Raw genomic sequence first — 16,658 nt, 5'->3', positions numbered from 1 at the left:
ATAATGCGCGGTCTTACGGATATCCCTGCGATGAGCGACATTCTCAACACGATCCTGGCCCGGAAGGCCGAAGAAATCGCCGAGCGCAGCGCGCGCGTGCCGTTGGCCGAGGTCGTGGCGCGTGCCGCCGATGCCTCGCCGGTGCGCGGCTTCGCCAATGCCCTGCAGGCCGCCATCGCCCTGGGTGACCCGGCGGTGATCGCCGAGGTGAAGAAGGCCAGCCCGTCCAAGGGCGTGATCCGGCCGGACTTCCGCCCGGCGGATATCGCGGTGAGCTACGAGTTCGGCGGCGCCAGCTGCCTGTCGGTGCTCACCGACGTGGACTTCTTCCAGGGCGCCGATGCCTACCTGCAGCAGGCCCGCGAGGCCTGCACGCTGCCGGTGCTGCGCAAGGATTTCACCATCGACCCGTACCAGGTGTACGAGGCGCGCGCGCTGGGCGCGGACTGCATCCTGCTGATCGTCGCCGCGCTGGACGACGCGCAGCTGGCCGATCTCTCCGGCCTGGCGCTGTCGCTGGGCATGGACGTGCTGGTGGAAGTGCACGATATCGACGAGCTCGAGCGTGCCATCCAGGTACCGGTGCCGCTGGTCGGCATCAACAACCGCAACCTGCGCACCTTCGAGGTCACGCTGGATACCACGCTGGCGATGCGCGCCGCGGTGCCGCGCGACCGCCTGCTGGTCACCGAAAGCGGCATCCTCGGCCCGGACGACGTGGCGCTGATGCGCGGGCAGGGCGTGAACGCGTTCCTGGTCGGCGAGGCGTTCATGCGCGCCGAGGAACCCGGCGAGGCGCTGCGCGCGCTGTTCTTCCCGTGAGTGCGCCTCCAGTGCCCGGCGCCGCCGCGCCGCTGGTGGTGTTCGATTTCGACCACACCCTCTACGACGGCGATTCCGGCAGCCACCTGTTCGCCTGGCTGATCCGCCGCAACCCCCTGCGCCTGCTGGCCGCGCTGCTGCTGACGCCGCTGCTGGGCCCGCTGGTGGCATTGCTGCCGACGCGCCGGCACGGCATCTCCGGCTATGTGTGGATCGCCACGTTCGGCCTGAAAGGCGCGCGCGAGTTCAACCGGGTCATCGACGCCTACGTGCTCGCCCACCAGGACGACGTGCGCGCCCGCCTGCTGCCGCATGCGCTGGAAGTGTTCGCCGGGCACCGCCGGGCCGGCGACCGGGTGGTCGTGGCGACCGGCGCGCCGCCGGAGCTGGCGCGGGCGATCCTGGCGTTCGTGGCCCACGAGGACGTGCCGGTGGTCGGCAGCCTGATCGGCCCGCGCCTGGGCGGCGTGGGCGCGGTGCGCCACTGCCACAACGAAGAGAAGATGCGCATGCTGCGCGAGCTGGGCTACGGCGACATCGCCATCGCCTACTCCGACAGCACCGCCGACCTGCCGCTGCTCAAGGCCGCGCGCGCGCCGGTGGTGGTCAATCCGAAGGCGCGCCGCGTGGACTATTTCCGCCAGGTACTGCCGCCGGGCACGCCGATCCTGAATTGGGGTTGCGCGGACCGCGCCGGCGATCCGCTGCCCTGAAACGCGCGACCCCCGGCGGGCCGGGGGTCGGGAAAGTGGGCGGTGCGGTGGGCCCTCAGCGGGTGCCGTAGAGCACCACCGTCTTGCCGCGGGCATGCAGCAGGCCGTCGGCCTGCAGCTTCTTGAGCACGCGGCCGGCCATTTCACGCGAACAGCCGACCAGCCTGGCCAGCTCCTGCCGCGAGACGCGCAGCTGGGTGCCCTGCGGGTGGCTCATGGCTTCCGGCTCGCGCGCCAGGTCGTGCAGGGTGCGCACGATGCGGTCGGTGACGTCCAGGAAGGCCAGGCGGCTGGCCTTGCGGGTGGTGTCCAGCAGGCGCTTGGAGAGCTGCACGCCGATGGCGTAGAGCAGCCGGGGCGCATCGGCCGACAGGCTGGTCTGCATCAGCTGGTGCAGGCGCTCGTAGCTGATCTCGGCCAGCTCGCACTGGCTGCGGGTGCGCAGGATCACCTCGCGGGTGTCGGACTCGATGAACAGGCCCATTTCACCCACGAACTCGCCGGCGCCGAAGTAGCCCAGCACCAGCTCGCGGTCGTCCTCTTCCTCGGCGATGATGCTGATTGAGCCGCTGATCACATAATAGAGCGTGCCCGCCGGGTCGCCCGGGCGAAAAACGTCCGTGCGGGTGGGGTAGCGGCGTCGGTGGCTGTGGGCGAGGAAGCGCTCGATGGTCGCCGTGTCCAGGGACAGGGGCGTCGTCGCTTGACGTACTGATGTCATACCCGTGTTGTTCCCTAGGTTCATGGTGGTTCCGCGGCTCGATTCCCGGAAGCTTAACGGGATGGCTCGCCTCTGGTAAACCGTTGTCGGCGGTAGCCGTTCCGCTACCGTGCGCTTTGGCCCATAATTGCCCCCTTTCCCGTCTCCCAGAGGATGGACCGCCGTGGTCAAGCCGTTGCCTCGCCTGAGGTTGCAAGGTTTCAACAACCTCACCAAGGCGCTGAGCTTCAACATCTACGACGTCTGCTACGCCCGCACGGAAGAAGAGCGCCAGCGTTACATCGAGTACATCGACGAGCAGTACGACGCCGATCGCCTGACCCAGATCCTGACGGATGTGGCCGAGATCATCGGCGCCAACATCCTGAACATCGCGCGCCAGGACTACGACCCGCAGGGTGCTTCGGTGACGATCCTGATCTCCGAAGAGCCGGTGATCGACAAGAAGCAGGCCGGCAAGGAGCTGATCTCCGACGCCGTGGTCGCGCACATGGACAAGAGCCACATCACCGTCCATACGTACCCGGAGACCCACCCGCAGGAAGGCATCGCCACCTTCCGCGCCGATATCGACGTCGCCACCTGCGGCGTGATCTCGCCGCTGAAGGCGCTGAACTACCTGATCGAGTCGCTGGAATCGGACATCGTGATCATGGACTACCGCGTCCGTGGCTTCACCCGCGACGTGAAGGGCAAGAAGCACTTCATCGACCACAAGATCAACTCGATCCAGAACTTCCTGGCCAAGAACATCAAGTCGCGCTACGAGATGTTCGACGTCAACGTCTACCAGGAAAACATCTTCCACACGAAGATGCACCTGAAGGACTTCGACCTGGACCAGTACCTGTTCGAGGAAAAGGCCAAGAACCTCTCGTTCAAGGAGCGCATGAAGATCGAGGCGCTGCTCAAGCGCGAGATCGAAGAGCTGTTCCACGGCCGCAACCTGGCCGAGTAAGGGTTACATCCGGTTACGGCGCCACCGCGTAAGGTGGCGGCACGAATCGACAGGCGGGACGGCCCGCCGCGCGGAATCCCGCGTTACAGAGCCGACGGCGGCCCGGTGTGCAGACACCGGGCCGCTTTTTTTTCGCCTTGAGGAAAGGAGGACGCACGATGTCCTGGATCTATCTGCTGCTGGCCGGGTTGTTCGAGATCGGCTTTGCGATGGGGCTGAAGTACAGCCAGGGGTTCACCCGGTTGTGGCCCAGCCTGGGTACCGCGGCGGCCGCGGCGATCAGCCTGTGGCTGCTGACCCAGGCGCTGCGCACGCTGCCGGTCGGCACGGCCTATGCGATCTGGACCGGTATCGGCGCGCTGGGCGTGGCGGTGCTGGGCATCTTCCTGTTCGGCGACAGCGCGTCGTGGCCGCGGCTGGCGTGCATCGGCTTGATCGTCGCCGGCGTGGTCGGGCTGAAGCTGGTGGGTTGAGCGCGGGGCGGATGCCGCCCCCGGAATCCGGCTCAGAGCCGGTAGGCGACCGACTTCATCAGTTTGGAGGCCAGCGCCATCGCCGCCGGGATCGGCTGCGGCAGGATGCGCGCGCCGGCCTGTTCGGCATGCTCGGCGTGGCGCGCCTCGTCGGCCTTCATCACCCGCAGGATCTCGCGGCTGCGCAGGTCCGCCGGCGGCAGGGTCTCCAGGTGCTCGTCCAGGTGCGCCTCGACCTGGCGCTCGGTCTCGACCACGAAGCCCAGGCTCCAGTCGTCGCCGCGCAGCGCCGCCAGTGCGCCGAGGGCGTAGCTGCCGGCGTACCACAGCGGGTTGAACAGGCTGGGCCGGCTTTCCAGCTCGCGCAGGCGGTCGGCGCACCAGGAGAGGTGGTCGGTCTCCTCCTGCGCCGCATCCAGCAGGTGGGTGCGGGTGTGGGCATCCCGGGCGACCGCGGCCTGGCCGAAATACAGGCCCTGCGCGCAGACCTCGCCGACATGGTTGATGCGCATCAGGCCGGCTGAATGACGTCGTTCAGCCTCGTCCAGCGGGACTTCCGGGGTCTTGCCAGCCGGGTTGGGGCGCAGCGCGGCCGGGTCGCCGAACACCGTCTCCAGGGCGCGCTGGGCTTCCAGCAGCAGGTGGTCCAGGGGGCCGTGGCGGCGCAGGTCGGGGGTACGGGAGGCGAGGGAATCGTCCATGCGGGGGATTTTCACCCCGCGCCGCCCGCCTGCCAACCGCCCGCCAGGGGCTGCCTTGCACGGGCCCGGGTGGCCCGGTACAATCCCGCCTCTTCGTTTCACCAAAACGCGCGGCAAAGTTCCGGCAACCTGCGGAATCCGCCCGACCACTTCAACCAAGAGTTTCTCCATGACTACGTTCACCGCAAAGTCCGAGACCGTCCAGCGCGACTGGTACCTCGTTGACGCCTCCGGCAAGACGCTCGGCCGTCTCGCTTCCGAACTGGCCCGCCGCCTGCGTGGCAAGCACAAGCCCGTCTACACCCCGCACGTCGATACCGGCGACTACCTCGTCGTGATCAACGCCGAGAAGATCGCGGTGACCGGCAAGAAGCTGCAGGACAAGATGTATCACCGCTTCACCGGCTACATCGGCAACCTGAAGTCCGAGAACCTCGCCCAGGCGCTGGAGCGCCACCCGGAGCGCGTGATCGAGATCGCCGTCAAGGGCATGCTGCCGAAGGGCCCGCTGGGCCGCGACATGTATCGCAAGCTCAAGGTCTACGCCGGCCCGAACCATCCGCACGCCGCTCAGCAGCCGCAGGTCCTGGACATCTAATCATGGCTATCACTCAGAACTACGGCACTGGCCGTCGCAAGTCCTCCACCGCCCGCGTGTTCCTGCGCAAGGGCACCGGCAACATCACCGTCAACGACCGTCCGCTGGACGAGTTCTTCGGCCGTGAGACCGCGCGCATGATCGTGCGCCAGCCGCTGGAGCTGACCAAGAACACCGAAAGCTTCGACATCTACGTGACCGCCGCTGGCGGTGGCACCACCGGCCAGGCCGGTGCGATCCGCCTGGGCATCGCCCGCGCGCTGGTCGAGTACGACGAGTCGCTGAAGTCCGAGCTGCGCAAGGCCGGCTTCATGACCCGCGACGCCCGTGAGGTCGAGCGCAAGAAGGTCGGTCTGCACAAGGCCCGCCGCGCGACCCAGTTCTCCAAGCGCTGATCCATCGCGCAGGAGGTGGCGGGTCTTCGGATCCGCCCACGCAAAAGCCCGGCCTTGGCCGGGCTTTTGTCGTTTCGGGGGCATGCGCCGGTCACAAGGGACTGGGTGCTTTTCGACGGACAAAAAGAAAGGCCCGATCAGAGATCGGGCCTTTCTGGATTTGGCTGCCCCGGATGGATTCGAACCACCGAATGCCTGAGTCAGAGTCAGGTGCCTTACCGCTTGGCGACGGGGCAATGTGAAGCTAGGCCGGAGAGTATCGCATGTCCGCGCGGGACTGTGAACCTTTCCGGTGGGATGAAGCGCGCGCCGCATCCCGGGCCGGCGATTCTATAGGTTCGCCGTGGGCCGCTCAAGCCCTCGGGGCATTCACAACCCCGCCACGGCGAAAACGCTCCAATAGCACCGCGCGCGGAGTCGGCGCCACGCCTGGGGGAGGCACGCGGGGGACGGCCATGGTCGCTCCCGCACGATTGGATTAATCTCCATCATCTTTTCCGCAGTCGGGCTTGCACGCCGGTGCTGCGCGTCTCCTTGTTCCCCACTTCCAGGATTTCCCCATGGCGGCTCTGCAGCAGCGCACCACCGACCTTATCCGTGCCCACGAAGAACAGGTGCTGGCGACCTGGATCGCCGACCTCGCGCGCGTGGGCCAGGGCCAGGACACCCGCATCACTGGCCGCGAACTGGAAGTGCAGGTGCGCGAGTTCTGGCGCCTGTTCCTCGCGGCGATGACCGCCAAGGACGCCAGCAACCTGCGCGGCGAGCAGTGGCAGGAAATTCGCCACTTCCTTGAAGACCTCTCGCGCGACCGCGTGCTGCGCGGCTTCAACTCTTCGGAAACCGCCACCTTCATCTTCTCGCTCAAGCGCCCGCTGTTCGAGCTGGTGCAGGAAGGCTTTGCCGATTCGCCCAAGGACCTCGGCGAGCAGATGTGGGCGCTGTCCGAACTGCTCGACCTGCTCGGCCTGCACACCGTCCAGGCGTTCCAGAAGACGCGCGAGGACGTGATCCAGCGCCAGCAGGAAGAAATGCTCGAACTCTCCACCCCGGTGGTGAAGCTGTGGGAAGGCGTGCTCGCGCTGCCGATGATCGGCACGCTCGACTCGCAGCGCACCCAGGTGGTGATGGAGTCGCTGCTGCAGCGCATCGTAGATACCGGCTCGGAAATCGCCATCATCGACATCACCGGCGTGCCCACCGTCGACACCCTCGTCGCCCAGCACCTGCTCAAGACCGTCACCGCGATCCGCCTGATGGGCGCCGACGCCATTATCAGCGGCGTGCGTCCGCAGATCGCCCAGACCATCGTGCACCTGGGCCTGGACCTGCAGGGCATCGTGACCAAGGCCAACCTCGCCGACGCGCTGGCGCTGGCGTTGAAGCGCACCGGCCAGAACGTGGTCAAGGCTGCCCCCTGACATGGATCGCATCCCCATCCTGCGGATGGGTGACCTGCTGCTGGTCACCATCCAGGTCGACATGCACGACCAGCTCGCGCTGGCGCTGCAGGACGACCTCACCGAAAAGATCCAGGCCACCTCCGCGCGCGGCGTGCTGATCGACATCTCCGCGCTGGACATCGTCGATTCGTTCATCGGCCGCATGATCGCCACCATCTCCGCGCTCGCGCGGATCATGGACGCGACCACCGTGGTGGTCGGCATGCAGCCGGCGGTGGCGATCACGCTGGTTGAACTGGGGCTCAACCTCACCGGCGTGCGCACCGCGCTCGATGTCGAGCGGGGCATGAAGCTGCTGCAGCACACCGACGCCGCGCCATGACCGCATCCAGTGGGTCGCAGCCCGTCCGCATCGAACAGGACGTCGTGCTGGCGCGCCAGACCGTGCGCCAGGTGGCCGTGGCCTGTGGCCTGCGGCTGGTCGACCAGACCAAGCTGGTGACCGCGGCCAGCGAGCTGGCGCGCAACACCGTCATCTATGGCGGCGGGGGCGAGATGCAGTGGGAGACCCTGCAGCAGGGCCTGCGCCGCGGCGTGAGGCTGGTTTTCGCTGACCAGGGCCCGGGCATCCCCGACATCGACCAGGCGCTGACCGACGGCTGGACCTCCGGCACCGGCATGGGCCTGGGCCTGTCGGGCTCGCGCCGGCTGGTGGACGAATTCGAGCTGGAGAGCGCGCCGGGCCAGGGCACGCGGGTCACCATCACCAAATGGACGTGAACTTTTCCGGCCACGTGACCCGTCGCGTGCCGGTCGAGGAAACCACGCAGGTCGGGCAGGCGCGCCGCGAAGCGCTGCTGGTCGCCGAACAGTGTGGTTTCGGCGAGATGGACGCCGGGCGCGTTGCGCTGGCCGCCACCGAACTGGCGACCAACATGCTCAAGCATGGACGCGGCGGGGTGATGCACGTCTCGCTCGTGCAGGGCCGCCATGGCCTGGGCGTGGAGCTGTGCGCGATCGACCAGGGCCCGGGCTTCAGCCTCGCGCAATGCCTGCCCGACGGCTATTCCACCCAAGGCACGCAGGGCCTGGGCCTGGGCGCGATCAAGCGCCAGGCCGCCGTGCTGGATGTGTGGTCCGACGCCCGCGGCGCGATCGTGCTCGTGCGCGTCCATGCCGAAGCCGCGCCGCGCGACCCCGACCTGGCCTATGGCGCGCTGCGCCTGCCGATGCGCCACGAGGTGGCCTGCGGGGATGCCTGGCACCTCGCCAGCGATGGCCAACGCCTGGCGGTCACCCTGATAGACGGGCTCGGCCATGGCGTGCCGGCCACCGAAGCGGCCAACGCCGGCGCGGTGGCGGCTTCGCAGGCGGGTTTCCCCGGGCCGGTCGAGCTGATTGGCCGCCTGCACGCCGGCATGTCCGGCACCCGCGGCGGCGCGGCGGCGGTGGCCTGCGTGGATGCGGGCGGGCACCTGCAATTCGCCGGCATCGGCAACATTGCGGCCAGCGCCTGGGATGCCAACGGTTCGCGCGGGCTGGCCTCGCACCCGGGCATCGTCGGCGTGCAGTACCGCAAGGCGCAGGCATTCGACCTTCACGTCCAGCCGGGCAATCTGCTGGTGATGCATAGCGACGGACTGCAGGCACGCTGGAACCTGCGCGACTACCCCGGCCTGGTCCATCGCCATCCGGCGCTGGTGGCCGCCCTCCTGCAGCGGGATTTCGATCGCGGTCGGGACGACGCCGGCATCATCGTCGTGCGCCTCGGAGCCTTGTGATGACCCTCCCCGAACCGTCCGCCGCCGATACCGAACGCCTGCGCGCCGAGAACAGCGCGCTGCGCGCCGAGCTCGACGAGACCAACCAGGGCGTGCTGGCGCTGTACGCCGAGCTGGACCAGCAGGCCGAGCAGCTGCGCGAGGTCTCCGAGCTCAAGAGCCGCTTCCTGTCGTACATGAGCCACGAATTCCGCACGCCGCTCGGTTCGATCCTGAGCATGACGCGCCTGCTGGAAGATGGCATGGACGGCCCGCTCAACGAGGAGCAGCGCAAGCAGGTGCGCTTCGTCAGCGCCGCGGCGCGCGAGCTGCGCGAGATGGTGGACGACCTGCTGGACCTGGCCAAGATCGAGGCCGGCCGCATCAGCATCTCGCCGGGCTGGTTCGACCTGATGGACCTGTTTTCTGCCCTGCGCGGCATGTTCCGCCCGCTGGTGGAGGGTAACTCGATCGACCTGGTGTTCGAGGACCCGCCGCCGCTGCCCATGCTCTACACCGACGACAAGAAGCTGGCGCAGATCCTGCGCAACTTCATTTCCAACGCGCTGAAGTTCACGCCGAATGGCCACGTGCGCGTCTCCGCGCGGCGGGAAGGCGAGCACGAGGTGCGCTTCAGCGTGCACGACACCGGCATCGGCATCCCCGAGGAGCTGCAGCCCACGCTGTTCGAGGATTTCGTCCAGGTCGACACGCCGCTGCAGAAGCGCCTGCGCGGCACCGGCCTGGGGCTGTCGCTGTGCAAGCGCTTCGCCGAGCTGCTCGGCGGGCGCGTGGGCGTGCACAGCGTCGTGGGCGAAGGCTCGGAATTTTTCGTGGTCCTGCCGCTGGAACTCGCACAGGAGGTGCCCGATGCCGAATAGCAACCGCATCCTGGTGGTCGACGACAACGCCGCCACGCGCTACTCCGTGCGGCGCGTGCTCGAACACCATCGCTTCCGCGTGGAAGATGCCGGCACCGGCACAGAGGGCCTGGCGCGGTTGGCGGACGAGGATTTCGCCGCCGTGGTGCTCGACGTCAACCTGCCCGACATGAGCGGCTTCGACGTGGTGCGCCAGCTGCGCGAGGACGCACGCACGCGCCTGTTGCCGGTGGTGCACGTCTCGGCGGCCTCGATCGCCACGGGCGATTTGATCACCGGCCTGGATGCCGGCGCCGATGCCTACCTCATCCACCCGGTCGACCCCGACGTGCTGGTCGCCACGCTGCGCACCCTGCTGCGCGTGCGCCGCACGGAAGATGCGCTGCGGGCCAGCGAGGCCCGCTTCCGCGAGATCTTCGAACACATCGGCGCGCCCATCGCGGTGGTCGATTCTGCACTGTGCGTGCACGACGCCAACGCCGCCTTCCAGAAGCTGCTGGGCGGCGTGGACATGTCCGGCGCGCTGGAATCGCGGTTCGTCGGCCAGCCGGAAGTGCTGGCCGCGCTGCGCGAGGCACTGACCACGCGCCAGCGCTGGAGCGGCACCCTCGCGCTCGGCACCGCCACCGGCGTGCGCATGACCGAGTGGCGCCTGACGCCCTACCGCGACCCGGACATCGGCATGCTGTTCGTGGAAGACGTGACCGAGCAGCACCGCCGCGAGCGCGTCCATCGCCAGGAAATGGACACCGCCAACACCGAGCTGGCGCACCAGATCGCCGAGCGCGAGCGCACCGAAGCCGAACTGATGCAGGCGCAGAAGATGGATTCGCTGGGCAAGCTCACCGGCGGCATCGCGCACGATTTCAACAACCTGCTCACCAGCATCATCTCGGCGCTGGACATGATCGCCATCTCGGTGGAAAGCCAGCGGCTGGAAAAGGTGCCGCGCTACACCGAGATCGCCAACAGCTCGGCGCATCGTGCCGCCGCGCTGACCCAGCGCATGCTGGCGTTCGCGCGCAAGCAGTCGCTGGACCCGCAGCCGTTCAACGTCGGCGAGCGCGTGCGTTCGCTGGAGGACATGCTGCGGCGTTCGATCGGCGAGAACCTGCAACTGGAGTTCGAACTGGGTGACGTGCCGCTGGTGGCCATCGCCGACCCGAACCAGTTCGAGAACGTCATGCTCAACCTGGTCATCAACGCGCGCGACGCACTCGGTGGCGAGGGCGCGGTGCGCATCCGCGGCGAACTGGTCGACTGCCGGCGCGAACCGGACCTGGCCGATGGCCCGTATGTCAGCATCAAGGTCATCGACAACGGCGTGGGCATCGCGCCGGACGTGCTGGCCAAGGTGTTCGAGCCGTTCTTCACCACCAAGCCGCAGGGGCAGGGCACCGGCCTGGGGCTGTCGATGACCTATGGCTTCGCCCGCCAGTCCGGCGGCCTGGTGCGCATCGTCAGCGAACCGGGGCAGGGCACCGAGGTGGAGCTGCTGCTGCCGCGCGGCGAGGCGCCGCAGCCGGTGGCCGATTCGCCCAGCGAGCGCGCGCCGCGCGGGCGCTCCGAACGCGTGCTGCTGGTCGACGACACCGACGTGGTGCGCCTGATGCTGCGCGAAGTGCTGCAGGAAGCCGGCTACCAGGTGGTGGATGCGGCCAATGCCAATGACGCGCTGTACGAGCTGCGTGCCGACGCGCACATCGACCTGCTGCTCTCCGATGTCGGCCTGCCCGGCATGAATGGCCGCGAGCTGGCCGATGCCGCGCGCGCATTGCGCCCCGCGCTGCCGGTGCTGTTCATCACCGGCTACACCGAGGGCGCCGCGCAGCGGCAGGAGTTCCTCGACCACGGCATGGCGCTGCTGCCCAAGCCCTTCAGCCTGGACGAACTGCTGCACAAGGTGCGGCAGATGCTGGCCTGAAGCGTCAGGGCCGCCAGTTGGCGTTCGCTTCCCAGAACGCCACCGCGCGCGCATAGGCCTCGCGGTCCAGGCCCACGCCCGAGCCGCCTTCGGAAACGCCGAGCGCGTTGCGCATCATCGTGATCGGCGCCATCGGGATCTCCGCCGGCTCGGCGGTGTACAGGCAGCCGACGATGCCCCAGTCCGCCTCGATCGGCGAACCCTCGCGCGCCAGCTGCTCGCGGCTGTAGAGAATGGGCAGCAGGTAATTGGCGCGCGGCGCCTCCACGCCCTCGAACCAGCGCACCAGCACCGGCAGTTCCTCGCGGCTGCGCGCTTCGTAGCCGGAGCGCAGCAGGTGGTGGTTGTCCTCGGTGACGGGCACGGTGAGGCAGCGCGTCGACGTCCAGTTGGCATGCACGTGCAGCTTGCAGAACGGCGCGTAGCCGTCGAGCACCCGCAGCGGGGCGTGGTCGTTGAGGTAGCGCTCGAACTGTTCCGGCGTGCAGTCCTGCACGGTGTTGCGGCGCGCCTGCCGGGGGAACAGCCGGGTGCGGGCGAAGGGCGTCAGGACGATGGACATGGCGGGGCCGGCGGGGAAAGGGCGCCACTGTAGCCGAACGATGTCGATTCCCGCCGCGCTGGCGCGTCGCCTGCAGGAGATCCCGCCGGAGCCGCGCCATGTTCCGTTCGCCTGCCCCTCCCATCGACCACAACTGGCCCCTGGTCGCCGCAGGCGCACTGGTCGGCTGCGTCGGCATCGGCGTGGTGTTCTCGCTGGCGGTGCTGCTGGCGCCGATGGGCGCGGCCACCGGCTGGTCGCGCGCCGGGCTTTCGGCGGCGATGACGCTGGCCTTCCTCGCGGCCGGCCTGGCCGCCTTCGGTTGGGGCGCCCTCAGCGACCGCTTCGGCCCGCGCCCGGTGGTGCTGGCCGGCGCGCTGCTGCTCGGCCTGGCCTGCCAGCTGGCCGCGCGGGCCGGCTCGCTGCTGCAGTTCCAGCTGGCGTTCGGCGTGCTGATGGGCGTGGCGATGGCCAGCTTCTTCACCCCGGTGATCGCCGCCACCGCCGCCTCGTTCGAGCGGCGGCGCAACCTGGCCGTCTCGCTGGTCTCGGCCGGGGTCGGCGTGGCGCCGTTGACGATGTCGCCGCTGGTGGCCTGGCTCATCACCCACTACGACTGGCGGCAGACGCTGCAGATCGTCGGCCTGCTGGCCTGGGTGCTGAGCGTGCCGGCGGTGGTGTTCCTGCGCGCTTCGCCGGGGGCGTCGGCGGGGCAGGCCGAAGTCGGCGTGGCGGCCGACGCGCCGATGACCCTGGCCCAGGCGCTGCGCTCGCGCGCCTTCCTCGTGCTCGGCCTGACCTTCTTCGCCTGTTGCGCGGCGCACTCCGGGCCGATCTTCCACACCGTCAGCTATGCCATGGGCTGCGGGCTGCCGGTCACCGCGGCGGTGACCATCTACAGCGTGGAGGGCGCGGCCGGGCTCGGCGGACGCCTGCTGTTCGGGCTGGCCGCCGACCGCCTCGGCGCCAAGCCGGTGCTGGTGACAGGCCTGCTGGTGCAGGCGCTGGCCGCGGCGAGCTACCTGGCGGTGGACCAGCTGGGCGGCTTCTACGCGGTGGCGCTGGTGTTCGGCATGGCCTACGGCGGCACGATGCCGCTGTATGCCTCGCTGGCGCGGCAGGCGTTTCCGGCGCGCATCCTCGGCAGCGTGTTCGGCGCGGCGAGCCTGCTCTCGGGCCTGGGCATGGCGCTGGGGCCGTTCGTCGGCGGCTGGCTGTTCGACCGCTTCGGCAGCTATGCCTGGATGTACCTCGGTTCGATGGGCGTGGGGCTGGCGGCGGTGGCGATGGCCTTGCTGTTCCCCTCGACGGCGCGCCCGGCACCGCCGCGCGCCGTGTCCCCCGGCCGCGGCGTGCCGGCCTGACGCCGCGCGCGGCCCTGACAAACGCCCGCGCCGGGCTTTGCCGAGTGCGGCGGCATGACCCGCGGCACGCCGACCATGACTTTCAGGACGGGTGCCCGCCCCGGCGACAGGCGTACTTGTGCGCATTGATGAATCTGGCTCATCGCATCATTCCATGGAAGCTGTGTAATCACAGGACCCCGCCCGGCTAGATTGCAGGGGCGGCGCGCCGGGAGGGCGTGCCTGTGGCTGTCGCGGTACCCGGCCGGTTGGTTTGGCCGGCTGGCTATGAAACCCCCCACCGCCTGCCGTCGTCCCCCCGGGGTCGGCGGCCGGATTGCAGAGTTCTCCCCCACATGTCCGTTTCGTTCCTGCCTGGCCCGCGCATGCGCGGGCACGCCGCCGTCCCGTGCGGGGTGGCCGCATGCTGATGCAAGCCGTGCGGGTCGCCCTGCGGCGGCCCTACACCTTCGTGGTGATGGCGGTGCTGATCCTCATCGGCGGCGTGCTCGCCGCCCTGCGCACCCCCACCGACATCTTTCCGCAGATCGACATCCCGGTCATCGCGGTGGCCTGGACGTATACCGGCCTGCCGCCCGACGAGATGGCCGGCCGCGTGTCCTCGCAGTTCCAGCGCCTGCTCAGCACCACGGTCAACGATGTCGAGCACATCGAGGCCAACACCTACCCGGGCATCAGCGTCATCAAGGTGTATTTCCAGCCGGGCGTGGACATCGCGGTGGCCAACGCGCAGATCACCGCGTCCTCGCAGCTGGCGTTGCGGCAGATGCCGGCGGGCATCCAGCCGCCGGTGATCCTCAACTACAACGCCGCCACCGTGCCGATCCTGCAGCTGGCGCTGTCCGGCCAGGGCCTGGGCGAGCAGCAGCTGTCGGACATCGCCACCAACTCGGTGCGCACCCAGCTGATCACCGTGCCCGGCGCGGTGCTGCCGCTGCCCTACGGCGGCAAGCAGCGCCTGGTGCAGATCGACGTGCGCCCCGAAGCGCTGCAGGCCCGCGGGCTCTCGGCGCAGGACATCGCCAACGCGCTGGCCGCGCAGAACGTGCTCACGCCGATCGGCACGCAGAAGATCGACAACTACGAATACACGCTGCAGCTCAACAGCGCGCCCTCGGCGATCGAGGACCTCGGCCGGATCCCGGTCAAGGTGGTGGACGGCACCACCATCTACCTGCGCGACGTGGCCGACGTGCATGACGGCAACTCGCCGCAGACCAACATCGTGCACGTGGATGGCGGCCGTTCCGTGCTGATGTCCACGCTGAAGAACGGCTCGGCCTCCACGCTGGCCATCGTGGACGGCATCCGCGCCAAGCTGGAGGAGATCAAGGCCGGCCTGCCGGAAGCGCTCAAGGTGGTGCCGATCAACGACCAGTCGCTGTTCGTGCGCGCGGCCATCAAGGGCGTGGTGCTGGAAGGCGCCATCGCCGCGGTGCTGACCAGCATCATGATCCTGCTGTTCCTGGGCAGCTGGCGCTCGACGGTGATCATCGCCATCTCGATCCCGCTGTCGATCATGGGCTCGATCATCGCGCTGTCGGCGATCGGCCAGACGCTCAACCTGATGACGCTCGGCGGCCTGGCGCTGGCGATCGGCATCCTGGTCGACGACGCCACGGTGACCATCGAGAACGTCAACTGGCACCTGGAGCAGGGCAAGGACGTGGAGAGCGCGATCCTCGACGGCGCGCAGCAGATCGTCACCCCGGCCTTCGTCTCCCTGCTGTGCATCTGCATCGCGTTCGTGCCGATGTTCTTCCTGGAAGGCGTCTCGCGCTACCTGTTCGTGCCGATGGCCGAAGCGGTGATCTTCGCGATGGTGTGCTCGTTCATCCTCTCGCGCACGCTGGTGCCGACGATGGCCAAGTACCTGCTGCGCCCGCATGCCCCGCACACCGACCTGCACGGCAACGACGCCGCGCTCCCGCCCTCGCGCAACCCGCTGGTGCGCCTGCAGCGTGGCTTCGAGGCGCGCTTCGAGCGCTTCCGCAACGGCTACCGCGACCTGCTCGCCCGCGCGCTGGGCAACCGCCGCGGCTTCATCATCGGCTTCACCCTCGCGGTGCTGGTGTCCTTCGGCCTGGTGCCGTTCCTGGGCGCGAACTTCTTCCCCTCGGTGGACTCGGGCCAGGTGCTGATGCACGTGCGCGTGCCGGTCGGTACCCGCGTGGAGGAGACCGCCGCGCGCTTCGCCGAGATCGAACGGGCGATCCGCGAGGTGATTCCCTCCGAGCAGATCGAGACGATGGTCGACAACATCGGCCTGCCGCCGAGCGCGATCAACCTCACCTACAACAACACCGGCGTGATGGGTCCGCAGGACGGCGATTTCCAGATCGCCCTGCGCGAAGGCCACCCACCCACCGCCGATTACGTGCGCCGCCTGCGCGATGAACTGCCCAAGCGCTTCCCGGACACGACGTTCTCGTTCCCGCCGGCGGACATCGTCAGCCAGATCCTGAACTTCGGCGCGCCGGCGCCGATCGACATCCAGATCCGCGGCGGCAACCTCGACGGCAACTACGCCTACGCGCAGATGCTGCTGAAGAAGCTGCGCGCGGTGCCGGGCGTGGCGGACGCGCGCATCCAGCAGTCGCAACGCGCGCCGCGCTTCAACGTCGACCTGGACCGCACGCAGGCCCAGCAGCTTGGCCTGACCACGCGCGACGTCACCAACTCGCTGGTGGTCAACCTGGCCGGCAGCAGCCAGGTGGCACCGACCTACTGGCTCAACCCGGCCAACGGCGTGACGTATTCGATCGTCATGCAGACCCCGCAGCGCGACCTGGATTCGCTGACCGCGTTGCAGAACCTGCCGGTCGGCAACGGCACGCGCCCGGCGGAAACCACGCTCGGCGGCGTCGCCACGCTGACGCGCACCAGCGCGGCGGCGTTGGTGAGCCAGTACAACATCCAGCCGATGGTGCAGATCCACGCCGCCACCGAGGACCGCGACCTGGCCGCGGTCGCCGCCGACATCCGCAAGCTGCTGGCCGAGACCGCCGACCAGGTGCCCAAGGGCAGCCGCGTCGAGCTGATGGGCCAGGTGCAGACGATGAACAAGGCGTTCTCCGGCCTGCTGTTCGGCCTGCTCGGCGCCATCGTGCTGATCTACCTGCTGATCGTGGTGAACTTCCAGTCGTGGCTGGACCCGGCGGTGATCGTCTCGGCGCTGTCGGCCGCGCTGGCCGGCATCGTGTGGATGCTGTTCCTCACCGACACCACGCTATCGGTACCGGCGTTGACCGGCGCGATCATGTGCATGGGCGTGGCCACCGCCAACAGCGTGCTGGTGGTGAGCTTCGCCCGCGAGCGCCTGCTCGAACTCGGCGATGCCACCGCCGCCGCGCTGGAGGCCGGCTTCGTGCGCTTCCGCCCGGTGCTGATGACCGCGCTGGTGG

The 16,658-nt window shown here is 68.8% G+C and carries 17 protein-coding genes and 1 tRNA gene; 14 read left to right on the top strand and 4 right to left on the bottom strand.

Going from position 1 to position 16,658, the window contains the following annotated elements; genetic code table 11:
• Positions 1-30 precede the first annotated feature (30 nt).
• Together trpC and ARC20_RS10800 are read left to right on the top strand one after the other, a co-directional pair.
• Positions 31-822: an indole-3-glycerol phosphate synthase TrpC gene (gene trpC / locus ARC20_RS10805; RefSeq protein WP_057646954.1), complete on the top strand. Its 792-nt coding sequence runs from the start codon at positions 31-33 to the stop codon at positions 820-822.
• Positions 819-1,535: a haloacid dehalogenase-like hydrolase gene (locus tag ARC20_RS10800; RefSeq protein WP_057646951.1), complete on the top strand. Its 717-nt coding sequence runs from the start codon at positions 819-821 to the stop codon at positions 1,533-1,535. The genes trpC and ARC20_RS10800 overlap by 4 nt, the downstream gene beginning before the upstream one ends.
• Before the next feature lie 55 nt (positions 1,536-1,590).
• Here ARC20_RS10800 and crp read toward each other — a convergent pair whose 3' ends face one another.
• Positions 1,591-2,280, bottom strand: coding sequence for a cAMP-activated global transcriptional regulator CRP (gene crp / locus ARC20_RS10795; RefSeq protein WP_057646950.1), 690 nt, complete (start codon positions 2,278-2,280; stop codon positions 1,591-1,593).
• Positions 2,281-2,419: 139 nt separating this feature from the next.
• On the opposite strand from crp, the gene speD reads away from it, so the two are divergent.
• Positions 2,420-3,214: an adenosylmethionine decarboxylase gene (gene speD, locus ARC20_RS10790; RefSeq protein WP_057646947.1), complete on the top strand. Its 795-nt coding sequence runs from the start codon at positions 2,420-2,422 to the stop codon at positions 3,212-3,214.
• A gap of 158 nt (positions 3,215-3,372) precedes the next feature.
• A complete protein-coding gene (gene sugE, locus ARC20_RS10785) occupies positions 3,373-3,687 on the top strand; it encodes a quaternary ammonium compound efflux SMR transporter SugE (protein ID WP_057646945.1) in 315 nt (104 codons plus the stop codon).
• A gap of 32 nt (positions 3,688-3,719) precedes the next feature.
• On the opposite strand, the gene coq7 is transcribed toward sugE, so the two are convergent.
• A complete protein-coding gene (gene coq7 / locus ARC20_RS10780; protein ID WP_057646944.1) occupies positions 3,720-4,388 on the bottom strand; it encodes a 2-polyprenyl-3-methyl-6-methoxy-1,4-benzoquinone monooxygenase in 669 nt (222 codons plus the stop codon).
• Between the two features lie 169 nt (positions 4,389-4,557).
• Between coq7 and rplM the strand changes: the two genes are divergently transcribed.
• Positions 4,558-4,986, top strand: coding sequence for a 50S ribosomal protein L13 (rplM, locus tag ARC20_RS10775; RefSeq protein ID WP_057646941.1), 429 nt, complete (start codon positions 4,558-4,560; stop codon positions 4,984-4,986).
• Positions 4,987-4,988: 2 nt separating this feature from the next.
• Complete coding sequence (gene rpsI / locus ARC20_RS10770; protein WP_057646939.1) at positions 4,989-5,381, top strand: 30S ribosomal protein S9; 393 nt, start codon at positions 4,989-4,991, stop codon at positions 5,379-5,381.
• A gap of 161 nt (positions 5,382-5,542) precedes the next feature.
• On the opposite strand, the gene ARC20_RS10765 is transcribed toward rpsI, so the two are convergent.
• Positions 5,543-5,617: transfer RNA gene (locus ARC20_RS10765), tRNA-Gln, on the bottom strand.
• 324 nt (positions 5,618-5,941) lie between these two features.
• Between ARC20_RS10765 and ARC20_RS10760 the strand changes: the two genes are divergently transcribed.
• Genes ARC20_RS10760 through ARC20_RS10735 form a run of 6 tightly spaced genes read left to right on the top strand, consistent with a single transcriptional unit; the run spans position 5,942 to position 11,349 of the window.
• Positions 5,942-6,802 (top strand): STAS domain-containing protein, encoded by an 861-nt coding sequence (locus tag ARC20_RS10760; protein ID WP_057646937.1) that lies wholly within the window; start codon positions 5,942-5,944, stop codon positions 6,800-6,802.
• 1 nt (position 6,803) lies between these two features.
• Positions 6,804-7,166, top strand: a complete 363-nt coding sequence (locus tag ARC20_RS10755) for an STAS domain-containing protein (protein WP_057646935.1) — start codon at positions 6,804-6,806, stop codon at positions 7,164-7,166.
• Positions 7,163-7,564 carry an anti-sigma regulatory factor gene (locus tag ARC20_RS10750; protein WP_057646933.1) on the top strand — a complete coding sequence of 134 codons (402 nt, stop codon included), beginning with the start codon at positions 7,163-7,165 and terminating at the stop codon, positions 7,562-7,564. The genes ARC20_RS10755 and ARC20_RS10750 overlap by 4 nt, the downstream gene beginning before the upstream one ends.
• Positions 7,555-8,565, top strand: a complete 1,011-nt coding sequence (locus tag ARC20_RS10745; protein ID WP_057646931.1) for an ATP-binding protein — start codon at positions 7,555-7,557, stop codon at positions 8,563-8,565. The genes ARC20_RS10750 and ARC20_RS10745 overlap by 10 nt, the downstream gene beginning before the upstream one ends.
• Positions 8,565-9,425 carry a sensor histidine kinase gene (locus tag ARC20_RS10740; RefSeq protein WP_057646929.1) on the top strand — a complete coding sequence of 287 codons (861 nt, stop codon included), beginning with the start codon at positions 8,565-8,567 and terminating at the stop codon, positions 9,423-9,425. The genes ARC20_RS10745 and ARC20_RS10740 overlap by 1 nt, the downstream gene beginning before the upstream one ends.
• Entirely contained in the window at positions 9,415-11,349 is a 1,935-nt protein-coding gene (locus tag ARC20_RS10735; protein WP_057646927.1) for a response regulator, read from the top strand. Before ARC20_RS10740 ends, ARC20_RS10735 begins: the two co-directional genes overlap by 11 nt.
• 4 nt (positions 11,350-11,353) lie before the next feature.
• On the opposite strand, the gene ARC20_RS10730 is transcribed toward ARC20_RS10735, so the two are convergent.
• Positions 11,354-11,911 carry a DUF3228 family protein gene (locus ARC20_RS10730; protein ID WP_057646925.1) on the bottom strand — a complete coding sequence of 186 codons (558 nt, stop codon included), beginning with the start codon at positions 11,909-11,911 and terminating at the stop codon, positions 11,354-11,356.
• A gap of 98 nt (positions 11,912-12,009) precedes the next feature.
• On the opposite strand from ARC20_RS10730, the gene ARC20_RS10725 reads away from it, so the two are divergent.
• The gene (locus tag ARC20_RS10725) at positions 12,010-13,254 is read left to right on the top strand and encodes an MFS transporter (protein ID WP_057646924.1); all 1,245 of its coding nucleotides are present in this window, start codon (positions 12,010-12,012) and stop codon (positions 13,252-13,254) included.
• 403 nt (positions 13,255-13,657) lie between these two features.
• Positions 13,658-16,658, top strand: a 3,001-nt coding sequence (locus ARC20_RS10720; RefSeq protein WP_338062984.1) for an efflux RND transporter permease subunit, incomplete at its 3' end; no start/stop codon positions are given.

The organism is Stenotrophomonas panacihumi, from assembly GCF_001431645.1.
In the GTDB taxonomy this organism is placed as follows: domain Bacteria; phylum Pseudomonadota; class Gammaproteobacteria; order Xanthomonadales; family Xanthomonadaceae; genus Stenotrophomonas_A; species Stenotrophomonas_A panacihumi.
This window is presented reverse-complemented; position numbering and strand designations above follow the sequence as displayed.

Coding starts and splice junctions, on each gene's coding strand:
- ARC20_RS10740 (WP_057646929.1), top strand. CDS start 8,565: ATGACCCTCCCCGAACCGTCCGCCGCCGATACCGAACGCCTGCGCGCC.
- crp (WP_057646950.1), bottom strand. CDS start 2,280: ATGAACCTAGGGAACAACACGGGTATGACATCAGTACGTCAAGCGACG.
- coq7 (WP_057646944.1), bottom strand. CDS start 4,388: ATGGACGATTCCCTCGCCTCCCGTACCCCCGACCTGCGCCGCCACGGC.
- ARC20_RS10725 (WP_057646924.1), top strand. CDS start 12,010: ATGTTCCGTTCGCCTGCCCCTCCCATCGACCACAACTGGCCCCTGGTC.
- ARC20_RS10750 (WP_057646933.1), top strand. CDS start 7,163: ATGACCGCATCCAGTGGGTCGCAGCCCGTCCGCATCGAACAGGACGTC.
- ARC20_RS10760 (WP_057646937.1), top strand. CDS start 5,942: ATGGCGGCTCTGCAGCAGCGCACCACCGACCTTATCCGTGCCCACGAA.
- rpsI (WP_057646939.1), top strand. CDS start 4,989: ATGGCTATCACTCAGAACTACGGCACTGGCCGTCGCAAGTCCTCCACC.
- ARC20_RS10730 (WP_057646925.1), bottom strand. CDS start 11,911: ATGTCCATCGTCCTGACGCCCTTCGCCCGCACCCGGCTGTTCCCCCGG.
- sugE (WP_057646945.1), top strand. CDS start 3,373: ATGTCCTGGATCTATCTGCTGCTGGCCGGGTTGTTCGAGATCGGCTTT.
- ARC20_RS10745 (WP_057646931.1), top strand. CDS start 7,555: ATGGACGTGAACTTTTCCGGCCACGTGACCCGTCGCGTGCCGGTCGAG.
- ARC20_RS10755 (WP_057646935.1), top strand. CDS start 6,804: ATGGATCGCATCCCCATCCTGCGGATGGGTGACCTGCTGCTGGTCACC.
- ARC20_RS10735 (WP_057646927.1), top strand. CDS start 9,415: ATGCCGAATAGCAACCGCATCCTGGTGGTCGACGACAACGCCGCCACG.
- trpC (WP_057646954.1), top strand. CDS start 31: ATGAGCGACATTCTCAACACGATCCTGGCCCGGAAGGCCGAAGAAATC.
- rplM (WP_057646941.1), top strand. CDS start 4,558: ATGACTACGTTCACCGCAAAGTCCGAGACCGTCCAGCGCGACTGGTAC.